The sequence below is a fragment of the Mesorhizobium sp. M1329 genome, from assembly GCF_040318035.1.
Classification (GTDB): Bacteria; Pseudomonadota; Alphaproteobacteria; order Rhizobiales; family Rhizobiaceae; genus Mesorhizobium.
This window is the reverse complement of sequence record NZ_JAMYLN010000004.1, coordinates 188,244-201,702: the sequence shown is the minus strand read 5'-3', so window position 1 is coordinate 201,702 and position 13,459 is coordinate 188,244. Positions and strand designations below refer to the sequence as shown.

13 protein-coding genes are annotated in these 13,459 nt (G+C 65.0%); 6 read left to right on the top strand and 7 right to left on the bottom strand.

Annotated features, from left to right (window positions below):
• Genes NKH21_RS05905 through NKH21_RS05895 form a run of 3 tightly spaced genes read right to left on the bottom strand, consistent with a single transcriptional unit; the run spans nt 1 to nt 2,541 of the window.
• A complete protein-coding gene (locus NKH21_RS05905) occupies nt 1–1,269 on the bottom strand; it encodes a CCA tRNA nucleotidyltransferase (RefSeq protein ID WP_352863519.1) in 1,269 nt (422 codons plus the stop codon).
• A complete protein-coding gene (locus tag NKH21_RS05900; RefSeq protein ID WP_352863517.1) occupies nt 1,266–1,898 on the bottom strand; it encodes a CoA pyrophosphatase in 633 nt (210 codons plus the stop codon). The genes NKH21_RS05905 and NKH21_RS05900 overlap by 4 nt, the downstream gene beginning before the upstream one ends.
• Nucleotides 1,899–1,911: 13 nt before the next feature.
• Nucleotides 1,912–2,541, bottom strand: a complete 630-nt coding sequence (locus NKH21_RS05895; protein WP_352863582.1) for a DUF1285 domain-containing protein — start codon at nt 2,539–2,541, stop codon at nt 1,912–1,914.
• Nucleotides 2,542–2,686: 145 nt separating this feature from the next.
• On the opposite strand from NKH21_RS05895, the gene NKH21_RS05890 reads away from it, so the two are divergent.
• The 4 genes from NKH21_RS05890 to NKH21_RS05875 are packed head-to-tail and all read left to right on the top strand — an operon-like array spanning nt 2,687 to nt 9,515.
• Nucleotides 2,687–3,691 carry an AAA family ATPase gene (locus NKH21_RS05890; protein WP_352863515.1) on the top strand — a complete coding sequence of 335 codons (1,005 nt, stop codon included), beginning with the start codon at nt 2,687–2,689 and terminating at the stop codon, nt 3,689–3,691.
• Nucleotides 3,691–4,605: a DUF58 domain-containing protein gene (locus NKH21_RS05885; protein ID WP_352863513.1), complete on the top strand. Its 915-nt coding sequence runs from the start codon at nt 3,691–3,693 to the stop codon at nt 4,603–4,605. Before NKH21_RS05890 ends, NKH21_RS05885 begins: the two co-directional genes overlap by 1 nt.
• Nucleotides 4,602–7,424, top strand: coding sequence for a DUF4159 domain-containing protein (locus NKH21_RS05880; RefSeq protein ID WP_352863511.1), 2,823 nt, complete (start codon nt 4,602–4,604; stop codon nt 7,422–7,424). The genes NKH21_RS05885 and NKH21_RS05880 overlap by 4 nt, the downstream gene beginning before the upstream one ends.
• Before the next feature lie 3 nt (nt 7,425–7,427).
• A complete protein-coding gene (locus tag NKH21_RS05875) occupies nt 7,428–9,515 on the top strand; it encodes a hypothetical protein (RefSeq protein WP_352863509.1) in 2,088 nt (695 codons plus the stop codon).
• A 38-nt stretch (nt 9,516–9,553) separates the two neighbouring features.
• Here NKH21_RS05875 and clpS read toward each other — a convergent pair whose 3' ends face one another.
• From clpS to NKH21_RS05855, 4 genes are all read right to left on the bottom strand, one after another.
• Nucleotides 9,554–9,859, bottom strand: a complete 306-nt coding sequence (gene clpS, locus NKH21_RS05870) for an ATP-dependent Clp protease adapter ClpS (protein WP_352664625.1) — start codon at nt 9,857–9,859, stop codon at nt 9,554–9,556.
• A 130-nt stretch (nt 9,860–9,989) separates the two neighbouring features.
• Complete coding sequence (locus NKH21_RS05865; protein WP_352664623.1) at nt 9,990–10,187, bottom strand: hypothetical protein; 198 nt, start codon at nt 10,185–10,187, stop codon at nt 9,990–9,992.
• A 276-nt stretch (nt 10,188–10,463) separates the two neighbouring features.
• On the bottom strand, nt 10,464–10,706 hold the full coding sequence (locus NKH21_RS05860; RefSeq protein ID WP_352664621.1) for a hypothetical protein: 243 nt from the start codon (nt 10,704–10,706) through the stop codon (nt 10,464–10,466).
• A 37-nt stretch (nt 10,707–10,743) separates the two neighbouring features.
• Nucleotides 10,744–11,088, bottom strand: a complete 345-nt coding sequence (locus NKH21_RS05855) for a hypothetical protein (RefSeq protein ID WP_292665026.1) — start codon at nt 11,086–11,088, stop codon at nt 10,744–10,746.
• Nucleotides 11,089–11,325: 237 nt separating this feature from the next.
• Between NKH21_RS05855 and NKH21_RS05850 the strand changes: the two genes are divergently transcribed.
• Nucleotides 11,326–12,042, top strand: coding sequence for a response regulator (locus NKH21_RS05850; protein ID WP_352863506.1), 717 nt, complete (start codon nt 11,326–11,328; stop codon nt 12,040–12,042).
• On the top strand, nt 12,039–13,448 hold the full coding sequence (locus NKH21_RS05845) for an ATP-binding protein (protein ID WP_352863504.1): 1,410 nt from the start codon (nt 12,039–12,041) through the stop codon (nt 13,446–13,448). The genes NKH21_RS05850 and NKH21_RS05845 overlap by 4 nt, the downstream gene beginning before the upstream one ends.
• Nucleotides 13,449–13,459: the final 11 nt, after the last annotated feature.

Here is a 13,459-nt window from a genome sequence, read left to right as displayed (position 1 = left end):
TCAGGATTCGAGTGCCTCCGCGGCGCGCTTGAGCAGCGCGCCGCGATCAAGCGCAAAACCGGACTCGACCCATTCCTTTTCGAGATTCTTCAACGTTGCACCAAGCTTCGGCCCCGGTGATGCGCCAAGCGTCGTCAGATCGGTGCCCTTGACCGGAAAAACAGGGTTTTGCCATTTTGCAGCGAAGGCAAGCAGGCGCGAGAAGCCGCCGGCTTCGAGCAGTGCGTCATTGTCTTCGACCGCGCGGGCTCGAGCGGAAGCGAGCAACAGCCGCAACCGATCGATAAAGCCTTGGCGGTCGCCAAAATAAAGCCTTTTCGCCAACTCTCCTTCGGTCGTTTTCCGATCGACGGCAGCCGTGATCGCCCAATTCCGCAGCCGGCTTGCCTCGCTCGCGGAAAGCCTCAATCTCTCGGCAAGCGTTTTCATGCGCGCGGCATCCGGCGGCACGATGGCTTCCAGCCTGAGCAGCGGGTCCGGCGCCCAGGCCAGATCCTTCTCGGTCTTGGTCAGCCCGTGAATGGCATCGATGCCCCATTTCTCGCTTTCCGGCAAAACGGCGGTCAGAACGCCGGCCTGGCGCATCCACAGCAGCGCCCGCGACGGATCTGGCGCTGACAGCAATTTCTTCAATTCCCACCAGACGCGCTCGACCGAGAGCTGGTCGAGCCCCTGCTTCAGTCGGGCACAAGCCTTCAACCCTTCGGCATCCGGCCTGCCGTCGCCATACCAGGCGAAGAAACGGAAGAAACGCAGGATGCGCAGATAATCCTCGCGGATACGCGCTTCCGGATCGCCGATGAAGCGCAGCCGCCGCGCTTCGATATCGGCGATACCGCCGACCAGATCGACGACCGTTCCATCGGCTTCGGCATAGAGTGCATTGATGGTGAAATCGCGCCGCTCAGCGTCGGCTTTCCAGTCGCGGCCGAACGACACTTTGGCGCGCCGGCCGTCGGTTTCGATATCGGCACGCAGCGTGGTGACCTCATAAGCCTTGCCGTGGGCGACCGCGGTGACGGTGCCATGCTCGATGCCGGTCGGCACCGTCTTGAAGCCCGCCGCCTCGGCGCGCCGGACGGTTTCCTCGGGCACCGTCGTGGTGGCGATGTCGATGTCGGCGACCGGCTGGCCGATGAGCGCGTTGCGCACCGCGCCGCCGGCGACACGCGCCTCCTCGCCGCTGTCGGTGAGCGCGGCGAGCAGGCGCTGCAGGTGGCTTTCGCCGAGCCAGCCGGCCTTGCCAGCAATCGACACCGGATTGCTCACGAATAGAGCCTTTCATAAAGCGTTCGGATGATACCCGCGGTGACGCCCCAGATGCGCTGGCCGCCATAGGGCATCTCGTAATAGAACCATTCGAGGTCATTCCACATGCGACTGTCTCTGGTGTGGTTGGCGGGGTCCATCAGAAAGCCCAGCGGCACTTCGAAGACGGCATCGACCTCGTCGGAATTCAGCGTCAGGCTGAAACCGGGCCGCACAATCCCGAGCACCGGGGCGATGCGATAGCCGCTGCCGGAGACGTAGTCCGGCAGACGGCCGATGATCTCGATGTAATCCCTATCGAGACCGATCTCCTCGAATGTCTCGCGCAACGCCGCCGCTTCCGGGCTCGCATCGGTTGGATCGATGGTTCCGCCGGGGAAAGCCACCTGCCCCGAATGGTTGCGCAGCTTTTCCGCCCGCCTGGTCAAAAGGACCGTGGCTCCATGGCCATGATCGATCACCGGGATGAGCACGGCGGCATCGCGCAGCGCCTTGGCCAGCTTCAGCCTGGGATGGCCCGGATTGAAGCGGTGGTCGCCAAAATCGTCGCCGGCATGCACCAGCGGCTGCGCCGCGACGCGCTGGCGAAACCCGGCAGCGGAAAACGGCAGCGGCGTCACCTGATCCATCATAGGCGGTCCATCATGCGCTCAGCCGTTTCAGTTTCTCAGCCGGCATGATTGGATAGACCTCGCCTTTGGAACGGACGGCAAACATCGTCTTGCCGCCGATGTCGATCTCTTCGCCGTGCTCGACCAGCTCGTACATCACCGGCCGTGCCACCAGCGCCTCCAGCCGCCCGCGCACCAGCACATAGGGCTTCAGGCCACCTGTCTCGTCCTCATCGACGAAGCGCAGCGGGTGCCCCGCCCCAGCCTCGACCACGTCGCCGACATTGGTGCGAAAGGTTATGATTTGTCCGTCGCCTGCGCCCGACACGTCCATCTCGACGGCAATGAAGGGCGCGTCGGCGACGCGGATGCCGACCTTTTCCACCGGCGTCACCAGGTAGGTCCTGCCGTCCTCGTCCTTACGCAACACCGAGGAAAAAAGCTGCACCAGCGGCATCCGGCCGATCGGCGTTCCCAGATAGAACCAGGTGCCGTCCTGCTTGATTTCCATGTCGAGATCGCCGCAAAACGCCGGATTCCAGCGTTCCACCGGCGCCGGCCCCTTGCCGGCTCGCGTCGCGCGCGAGACCAGCGCTTCCAGCCCGCGCGCCTCGGTCGCGGCCGTCAGGCTCTCTTCACGATGGTCGGCGGCTTCCGTCATGGTCACGAAATAGTCACTGTTGTTCCGCTTGTCAGCCTAAGTCTGTGATTTAAGTTCATTGCAGGCGCCATGCGAGGCCGAATCGCGGCATTCTGCGGCACCCAAGGTGCCAAGCGGTATTTCCAACCAGAAGGATCGATGCTGCATGAGCGTTATGATCAAGGAAAGCCCGATCAGCGAAAAAGACATGGTGGCGCAGGCCGAGAAGGCGCTGGCCGACATTTCGAGGGTCCGCGACGGCGTCGGCCGGGTCATCTTCGGCCAGGAAAGCGTCGTCGAGCGCACGCTGGTTGCATTGCTAGCCGGCGGCCATGCACTGCTGGTCGGCGTGCCCGGCCTAGCCAAGACCAAGCTGGTCGAAACGCTGGGCATCGTGCTCGGCCTCGATTCGCGCCGCATCCAGTTCACGCCCGACCTGATGCCATCAGACATTCTCGGCTCAGAGGTGATGGAGCAGGATGAATTCGGCAAGCGTTCGTTCCGCTTCATTTCCGGGCCGATCTTTGCGCAACTGCTGATGGCCGACGAAATCAACCGCGCCTCGCCGCGTACCCAGTCGGCGCTGCTGCAGTCGATGCAGGAATACCACGTCACCATTGCCGGCGTGCGCCATGACTTGCCGTCACCGTTCCATGTTCTCGCGACGCAGAACCCGCTGGAGCAGGAAGGCACCTATCCGCTGCCGGAAGCGCAGCTCGACCGCTTCCTGATGCAGGTCGACATCCTCTACCCCGAGATCGAGGCGGAGCGCCGCATCCTGCTGGAAACCACCGGTATCGAGGATGCCAAGGCTGAAAACGTGCTGCAGCCGGCGCGGCTGAAGGACATCCAGACGCTCATCCGCCGCATGCCGGTGCCGGAAAGCGTCGTCGAGGCGATCCTCAAGCTGGTGCGCTCGGCCCGTCCCGGCCAGGGCAACGCCGATACCGACAAGCACGTCGCGTGGGGCCCAGGCCCGCGCGCCAGTCAGGCGCTGACGCTGTGCGCCCGCGCCCGCGCCCTCTATGACGGCCGGTTGGCGCCGTCGGTCGACGACGTCCGCGCGCTGGCTGAGCCGGTGCTGCAGCACCGCATGGCGCTGACCTTCGCCGCCCGCGCCGAGGGCACCACGGTTCGCGATATTGTGGCGAAGCTCGCGAAAGGGATTTGATGGCGCGCATCGGTGAAGCGCAGGCACCGGCAGCGACGCGCGATGCGCTCGCCAGAGGCCGGTTGCGGGCTTCGTTGGTGCCGGACCTGCTGGTCGAGGCGCGCCGCATCGTCAACACGGTAATTGCCGGCTGGCATGGCCGCCGCAAGCGCGGCATCGGCGAGAATTTCTGGCAGTTCCGGCCCTATGTCGAAGGCGATTCCTCGCGCATCGACTGGCGCCGTTCCGCTCGCGACGACCACACCTATGTCCGCGACCGTGAATGGGAGGCCGCCCATACGGTGTGGCTGTGGGCCGACCCCTCGCCTTCCATGCTCTACAAATCGACCGGAGCCAGCGTTTCCAAGGAGTCGCGCGCCCTGGTGCTGGCGCTGGCCATGGCCGAGCTTTTGTCGCGCAGCGGCGAGCGCATTGCCTGGCCGGGCCTGACCGACCCGTTCACCGCCCGCAATGGCGCCGAGCGCATCGCGGCGCAATTGATGCACGCCGCCGACCTGCCGGCAAAGCCCGACCTGTCCGGCATTCGCCGCTTCTGCGACATCGTCCTCGTCAGCGATTTCCTCGACCCGGTCGAGGACACCATGGCCTGGCTGGATGTGCTCGCCCGACATGGCGTGCGCGCACATCTGATTGAGGTCGCCGATCCGGCCGAGGAAAGCTTCCCCTATGCCGGGCGCACCGAATTCACCGATCCTGAGACCGGCGACAAGCTGACCGCCGGCCGCGCCGAAATGCTGGGCGAGGAATATCGCCTGCTTTATGCCGCCCGCCGCCAGGAACTGGCTGGCTGGTGCAAACGGCTTGGCTGGAGCTTTACCGTCAATCATACCGATCGCCTTGCCTCCGACGCGCTGGTGCACATCCACATGGCGATGACCGCCGAGGGCAGCTTTGCCGGGAGGGCCCGCGCATGAGTTGGCTGCCGCTCTCCTTCGGGGCGCCGATGGTGCTGTGGGGCCTGCTGGCGCTGCCGGTGATCTGGTGGCTTCTGCGGCTGACCCCGCCCAGGCCGCAAACCGAGGTGTTTCCGCCGCTCAGGATTCTCGCCCGCGTGCTGAGGCGCGAAGAAACGCCGCAGCAGAGCCCTTGGTGGCTGACGCTGCTCAGGCTGCTGATGGCCGCGCTTGTCGTGGCAGCACTTGCCGAACCCGTCTTCAACCCGCGCGAAAAGCTGCCGGCCGAGGGCGCCGCCCTGGCGCTGGTGATCGACAATGACTGGGCAAGTGCCGCCGACTGGGGCAAGCGGGTCGCCACCGCCGAGCGGCTGATCGCCGATGCCAATTCGAACGGCGTGCCGGTGCTCATCGCTTTCACCGCCGAGAAGCCGAATGCCGAGATCGGTCCCTTCGATGCCGCTGCCGCGCTCGACCGGCTGCGCGCGGCAAAGCCGCGGCCGATCCCGACCGACCGCCCTGCCGTCTACGCCCGCGTCGCTTCAGCCCTGGAGTCGCTGCCTGGCGCCAGCGTTGCCGTGCTCGCCGATGGTCTGGCGGCGCAAGGTGACGAAGCCGCCTTCAGCACGCTGTTCTCGAAGAACGCGGCACGTGTCGTCTGGGCCGTCTCCGACCGGCTGTCGCTGACCGGCCTGACCGGCGCCGACAACCAGGTCGACGGCTTCGCCCTGACCGCCATTCGCGCACCGGGCGATCCGGCACCTGCACAGGTGACGGCCGGCGCTTTCGACGACAAGGGCCGCCGCATTGCCGACGCGACGCTGACCTTTGCCCCGGGCGGAACCACCGCCACCGGCACGATGGCGGTGCCGTTCGAACTGCGTAACGACTTCGCCTACGTCGCGCTCGATGGCGAGCGCCAGGCCGGTGCCGTCCGCGTTCTCGATGAGAGCTCAAAACGCCGCCGCGTCGGCCTGCTTTCGCAGTCCGAGGCCGATCAGGCGCAACCGCTGCTGTCGCCGCTCTACTACATCCGCCGCGCCCTGCAGCCCTTCGCCGATCTGGTCGAGCCGTCGAGCGTCGATCTCGCCGACGCGATCCCGCAACTGCTCGACCAGAAGCCGGCGATGATCGTCATGGCCGATGTCGGCACCATTCCGGAACAGGCGCGGCAAAGGCTGGTCGACTGGGTCGACAAGGGCGGCACGCTGGTGCGTTTTGCCGGTTCGCGGCTGGCCGCTGCCGGCAATGACGACGACCTGCTGCCGGTCCGGCTGCGCACCGGCGAGCGATCGCTTGGCGGCGCGCTGTCATGGACCGCGCCGCAGCCGGTCACCGAATTCCCGAAAACCGGTCCCTTCGCCGACCTCGCGCCGCCCACCGAGGTCACCGTCACCAGGCAGGTGCTGGCCGAACCGACGCCCGACATCGTCGAGCGCACCTGGGCCACGCTTGCCGACGGCACGCCGTTGGTGACCGGGATGAAGAAGGACAAGGGTACCCTGGTGCTGTTCCACGTCACCCCCGAGGCGACATGGTCCAACCTGCCGATCTCCGGCAGCTTCGTCGAGATGCTGCGGCGCATCGTGCAATTGTCGCGCAACCAGGGCGCGGCTGTCGCCAATGCCGAGGCCGCCGCGACGTCGCTGGCACCTTATCGCATGATCGCCGCCGACGGCACGTTGGTGCCGCCGACGCCGGATGCCAGGCCGCTGGTGCCCGGCGCCGGCCCGCTGCCGGTGACGCTCGAAAACCCGCCCGGCCTCTACGGCTCGGAGACGGGAGTGTTCGCTCACAATCTGCTCGGTGGCGACAGCGCATTCACGCCGCTGGCCCGGCCTGAGATCACGGTGCCGGTCACCACCATCCAGTATGCTTTCGACGAGCAGCGCAACCTCAAAGGTCCGCTTGTCACGGCCGCCCTGGTGCTGATGGTGCTCGACACGCTTGCCGTATTCTGGATGGGCGGCCTGTTGTCGCGCCGGCCGCGCCGTGCCAGCGCGGCGGCGACGGCAGCCGTCCTGCTGATTGCGCTCGGCGCCTTGATTGGCCACGCGGACGTCGCGCGCGCCGACGACGCCAAACCGGGAGATACGGAGGCGATCGGGGACATTTCAAAGACCCGGATCGCCTACGTGCTGACCGGCGAGCCGGGTGTCGATTCGATCAGCCGCGCCGGGCTCGAAGGCCTGACCCGCTTCCTCATAGAAAAAACCGCGCTCGAACCCGGAGCACCGGCCGGCGTCGATATCTCGAAGGACGAACTTTCCTTCTATCCGCTGATCTACTGGCCGATCGATCCCTCGGCCCCGATGCCGAGCGAGGCCGCCATCGCCCGCATCGACGCCTACATGCAGCAGGGCGGAACGGTCTTGTTCGACACCCGCGACCAGTTCGCCAATGGCATTGGTGCGGATTCGACCAGCCCGGCGACGGAGCGGCTGCGCGACATCCTCGGCAACCTCAACGTGCCACCGCTGGAACCGGTGCCGTCGGACCACGTGCTGACCAAATCCTTCTACATCCTTCCGGAGTTTCCCGGCCGTTTTGCCGGCAGCCCGCTTTGGGTCGAGGCATCGCTCGAAGCCAGCAACACCGAGAACCGCCCGGTGCGCACCGGCGACGGCGTTTCCCCGATAATGATCACCGCGAATGATTTCGCCGGCGCCTGGGCCGTCGACGAGAATGGCGACCCGCTATTGCCGACCGTGCCGTCGGATCCGATGCAGCGCATCTATGCCCTGCGCGCCGGCGTCAACATCATGATGTACATGCTGACCGGCAACTACAAATCCGACCAGGTGCACGTCCCGGTGCTGCTCGAACGGCTGGGGCAATAGACCATGAACTGGTCGCTCGCCTTCGAACCGCTCACCACCTGGCCGCTGTTCGCAGTAGTTCTGGTCCCGCTGCTGCTGCTGGCGCTGGTCGGCCTTTGGTTTCGCCAGCGCGGCGCGGTCTTCCGCCTGGCAGCCCTGATTGCCCTGGCTGCGGCGCTGCTCAATCCCGTGTTCCTCGACGAAGAGCGCGAGCCGCTGAAAAGCATCGTCGCCGTCGTCGTCGACCGCAGCCAGAGCCAGGATATCGGCGACCGCACCAAGCAGACCGACGCGGCATTGGCCGGGCTTCAGCAGCGTCTCGGCCGTTTCAAGCAGTTCGACGTCCGTGTCGTCGAAGCCGGCAAGTCCGAAGCCGCCGACGAGCGCACCGAGACGCGGTTGTTTTCCTCACTCGAAAACGCTTTCCGCGACGTACCGCCGTCGCGCATTGGCGGCGCCATCATGATCACCGATGGCGAGGTGCATGACGCGCCGCCCGGTGCACCCGACTTCAATGCCCCGCTGCACGCGCTGATTACCGGCAACGAGCATGAGAAGGACCGCCGCATCCGCTTCGAGAATGCGCCGCGCTTCGGTCTCGTCGGCAAGCCGCTCGACATGACCTATCGCGTCATCGCCACCAACAACGAAACCGGCGCGGTCGATGTCCGCGTATCGGTCAACGGCGAGCAGGTATCGGTCGAGCACGCCAACATCGGCCAGGCGATGCCGCTGCAGGTGACCATTCCCAGCGCCGGGCGCAACATCGTCGAACTCGCCATCAACCACGAGCCGGGCGAACTCACCGACACCAACAACCGCGCCATCGCGCTGATCGACGGCATCCGCGAAAATCTGCGCGTGCTGCTTGTTTCCGGCGAACCGCATGCCGGCGAGCGCACCTGGCGCAATTTGCTGAAATCCGACGCTTCGGTCGACCTCGTGCACTTCACCATCCTGCGCCCGCCGGAAAAGCAGGACGGTACGCCGATCAACGAATTGTCGCTGATCGCCTTTCCGACGCGCGAGTTGTTCGTCGAGAAGATCAAGGATTTCGACCTGATCATCTTCGACCGCTATCAGCACCGCGACGTGCTGCCGATCCTCTATTACGACTACATCTCCGAATATGTCGAAAAGGGCGGCGCGCTGCTGATCGCGGCAGGCCCCGAATATGCCGGCGAAAGCTCGATCGCCCGCACGCCGCTGATGTCGGCGCTGCCGGCAATGCCGACCGGCGAGGTCATCGACAAGGCCTTCTATCCGCGGCTCACCGATACCGGCCAGCGTCATCCGGTAACCCGCGGGCTCGACGGCTCCGCGACCGAGCCGCCGCACTGGAGCCGCTGGTTCCGCACTATCGGCGTCGAGAATCCCGAGGGCGAGGTGGTGATGAAGGGCGCCGACAACCGGCCGCTGCTACTGCTCGACCGCAAGGGCGAAGGCCGCGTCGGCATGCTTCTGTCCGACCAGGGCTGGCTGTGGGCGCGGGGCTTCGAGGGCGGTGGCCCGCACGTCCAGCTCTACCGGCGCATCGCCCACTGGCTGATGAAGGAGCCCGAACTCGAGGAAGAGCGGCTGACCGCCGACGGCCGCGGCATGGTGCTGGAAATCCGCCGCCAGACGATGAGCGACGACCCCGGCCCGGCTCAAGTCATCACGCCGTCCGGCAAGGCACTGATCGTCAGGCTCGAGAAATCCGAACCAGGCGTCTTCCTCGGCAGCGTCGAGACCAGCGAAATCGGTCTCTATCAGGTCGGCAGTGGCGACCTGACGGCATTGGCCCATGTCGGACCGGTCAACGCGCCGGAATTCACCGATGTGGTCTCCACCGAGAACCGGCTGAAACCACCGGCTGAGGCAACCGGCGGCAGCGTTCGCCGGCTGGCGCCGGCCTCGGCACTCGGCAATCTCACCAGCACGGTTACGCTACCCTCAATCGTTCCGGTCCGTTCCTCGGGCGCTGCCTCCGGCAATGACTGGATCGGCCTGCGCACCACCGACGACAGCGTGCTAAAGGCCGTCTCGCGGGTGCCGCTGTTCGGCGGCTTCCTCGGCCTCGGCCTGCTGCTTCTGGCGATGGGTTCGATGTGGTACCGCGAAGGGCGGTAGTTCCCGTCTCTCCCTCCAAACGGGGCGAGGGAGGAGCCCTACTCCTCCGGCTCCGTCGTGAACATCAGCGGGTAGCCCTTGGCCTTGCCGGCATCGGTTGCCCGCGCCGCCTTGGTCTCGGCGACATCCCTGGTGAAGACGGCGACAACGCAGACGCCGCGCCGGTGCGCGGTGATCATTATCCTATGCGCCTGGTCTTCGCTCAGCTTGAATTCGCCCTTCAGCACTGTCACCACGAACTCACGCGGCGTGAAATCGTCATTGACCAGGATGACCTTGTAGAGCTTCGGCCGTTCGACCTTCGGCTGGGCCTTGGTGCGAGGTTTTGTCGTGATTTCTGGCATGGGACCGGTAGCTGCGCGACAACTCGCTTTCATTTTGACATGTGCGAAAGCGGCCGTCCATTTTTCAACCGCGCAGGGATTACGATCGGCGCGGTCATTCGCAATCTATGTGGGAGCTATCGCCTGGCGTTCAACGGTCCTGGCGGCCGAAGATGCGACGGTCGTGGACTTGCCGCCTTGGTGCGGCGGGCGGCGCATCGGGACGAGGCCCGGCAGCCTGCGGCCGGCGTTCCCTCCATGCGGTGGCCAGCCAGGCCACGACCAACACCGAGCCGATGAGCACAATCAGCAATCGGGTCCGCCAGATGGCGATGTAGCTCCAATCCACGGAAAATCCTGGGCGCGAACAAAACGGGCTCGACGCGCTCGTTCATGCGGATGCCTCGGCGGGACGGGATTGCGACCGGGTTATGCGACGCGGGATATCGGATGCGTATGCGACACCAGAAGGCCGCTCCAACCAGATTGCGGCTGGAGCGGCCTTGTAGTCTAGGGCAATTCCAGGAAAAGTGTGAAACGGTTTTCGTCCGGAATTGCGCAAAAACAAAGACATGCAGCGGTTCGGCGTTCCGTGAAACGATGAACCGCTCTAGGTAAGCGTGGTTCAAGCCTTGGGAGCGGTCTTCTTGACGGTGTGCTTAACCGGGCACTTGTGCGTCTTGGTAACCCTGCAGACCTTCTTGGCGGTCGTCTTGGAGACAACCTTCTTCATCGGCGCCTTCGCCGGGGCAGCCGCTGTCGTCGTGGCGGCGGGAGCAACGGTCGTGGCAGCGGCGTTGCCGAGGACCGGCATCGAGAAAGCAAGCGCGACGGCGAGACCGAGAGCGGAGAGGAGGGACTTTTTCATGGTTTCATTTCCTTGTTTGTGCAGGTCGGTTTGAGCATCACTGAACCGGGTCGATCGGTGTGACACCAAGCAGCTTCAAAGCATTTGCGAGCATCCGGATTCCCTGTGCCTGTTTCTTGTTGGCGCAGAACCGGTTTCCCTTTCTCTGAAGTGCTTTCGCCGCGGTGACCTGCGTTGCCGCGGCATGGGTTTCGAGGGCTTCGTCAAACTGGCGGTTCAGATCGATGCAACGCTCGCTGCGGGTGGTCGCCACCTTTGCATCGGCCGCCTTTGCATTGGCCACCTTTGCATCGGCCAGTTTTGCATCGGCTTGTTCAACCGCGGCCGTGACGAGCGAAATGGAAAGCAACGCACCCATCAGACTGATCGAGAACCTTTGCATTGGTCTATCCGTAATCCCGTAACGCGTGTCGCAGCCGATGACCTGACCGCCACGGGACCACTTATGACCTTGATTTTTTTCGGCAGTTTTTCCGGATTGTAGAATTTTGTTTCTGGATTGTTTCTCGGCAGCCCGGATCGGGCTGCCGATCTTCACTGGCCAACTTATGGCCTGAATTCTATCGTCTGGCTGACGGCCGAAGCACCGCTTGGGCGATCCACAAATGACAGGTTCCCTGTGAAATCCGACCCCCACATACTGATCGTCGACGACGACAAGGGCATTCGCGACCTGCTTCAGGAATTTTTCCAGAAGCGAGGGCTGCATACATCAGTCGCCGCCGACGGCACCGAGATGGAGACCATCCTGCGCCGCGCCCAGGTCGACCTGATCGTCCTGGACGTCATGCTGCCCGGCAAGAGCGGGCTGGAACTCTGCCGCGAGTTGCGCGCCAATTATTCGACACCGATCATCATGCTGACCGCGGTTACCGAAACTACCGACCGGGTCGTTGGCCTGGAGATGGGCGCCGACGACTACGTGCCGAAACCCTTCGATCCGCGCGAGCTGTTGGCACGCATCCGTGCCGTACTGAGGCGCAACGGCGCTGCCGAGCCGCGACGGCCCACGTCGCGCCAGGTCTACCGTTTCGCCGGCTGGACCATGGACTGTTCGCGCCGCCGGCTGATGGCGCCGGACGACGTCAGGATCGAGCTGACGATGGCCGAATTCAATCTCCTGCAGACCTTCGTCAAGAGCGCGCAGCGCGTACTGAGCCGCGAGCAGCTCATCGAGCTGTCCGGCGGCGACAGCGGCTACAGCTTCGACCGCAGCGTCGACATTCTGGTCAGCCGGCTGCGGCGCAAGATGGAGGACGACCCGAAAACGCCGAAGCTGATCCTGACCGTGCGCAGCGGCGGCTATCAGTTTCTGCCTGAGACGACCTCCGAATGAGACGCATCCTGCCGCAAACGCTGCCAGTCTGGGTGCTGCTCATCGTCATCGCCGGCCTGTTGATCAGCCAGATCGCGACCCTCTACATCGTTTCGCGCGACCGTGCCGCCGCCAATGACGTCGTCGATCTCTACCGGCTCAACGACCGCGCCTTCTCGCTGGTACAGCTGATGCATGACGCTACGCCGGAACAGCGCAAGGCGACGGCCTCCGGCCTGTTCAACGCCACTTATGCGCTCACCGTTTCCAACACGCCCGCTGTTACTTCCTCGATAGCCGGCGACGACGAACTGGCCGAATTGGAAGACATATTGGTCGGCCGGCTATCGAAGTTCGGCATCACCGACGCGCGGGTCCGTCGCGACCCGGCAACGCACGAAGCCGACGCTCCCGGTGGGACGGTCGCCGGTCCCGATATCGGCCAGGTCGAGCGCGACCTGCTGGTACTGGCGGCCGATTTCGCCCAGAGCGACAAGCTGACCGCCTCGCTTCGCTTTGCCGACGGCCAATGGCTGAACTTCACCGAGCCGAACACACCGGCCGGGCCGATACTGAGCTTCGACAGCCTGCCGCTCTATGCCTTGATCGCCGGGCTGGTGGTGGCTTCCTCGATCTGGTCGCTGCGCCGGCTGACGGCGCCCTACCGGATGATGGAGACCGCGGTGAAGCGGATCGGCGAGGACCTGAAGAGCCCGCCGATCGCCGAGAGCGGCAGCCGCGAGGTGCGTACCGCGGCAAAGGCGGTCAATGCCATGCAGGCGAGGCTGCGCGCCTATGTCGAGGACCGCGAGCATCTTGCGGCCGCACTGGCGCACGACCTGCGCACGCCGCTGACCAGGATGCGGCTGCGCCTCGAATTGCTTAGGAATTCGACCGTCCGCACCGCACTGGCGCACGACCTCGCCGACATCGAAGGCATTGCCAGCTCGGTCATCGACTTCGCCACTTTCGAGGTGACCGAGGAAAAGAGCGAGAGGATCGATTTCTGGTCGCTGGTGGAATCGATCGCCGACGGCTTCGACGAGGTCTCCTTCGACAATGAGGACGCGCGCTCGCGCGGCCTGATCTGCGTGGCCCGGCCGGTCGCGCTCCGGCGCTGCGTCACCAACCTCGTCCAGAACGCGGTGACCTATGGCAAGAGGGCGCATCTCAGCCTGCGTCAATCAGGCAAGACAATTACGCTGGCGATCCGCGACGACGGTCCGGGCATACCGCAGGCCGAGCTCGACGCCGTGTTCGGCTCGTTCGTGCGCCTGGAACAATCGCGCAACCGCCAGACCGGCGGCCTCGGCCTCGGCTTGACCATCGCCCGCAACATCGCCCGCGCCGCCGGCGGTGAAGTCAGCCTGTCCAACCATCCCGATGGCGGCCTGATGACGGAGTTGCGCCTGCCGCTGGCGGTTTAGCATGCGGTATC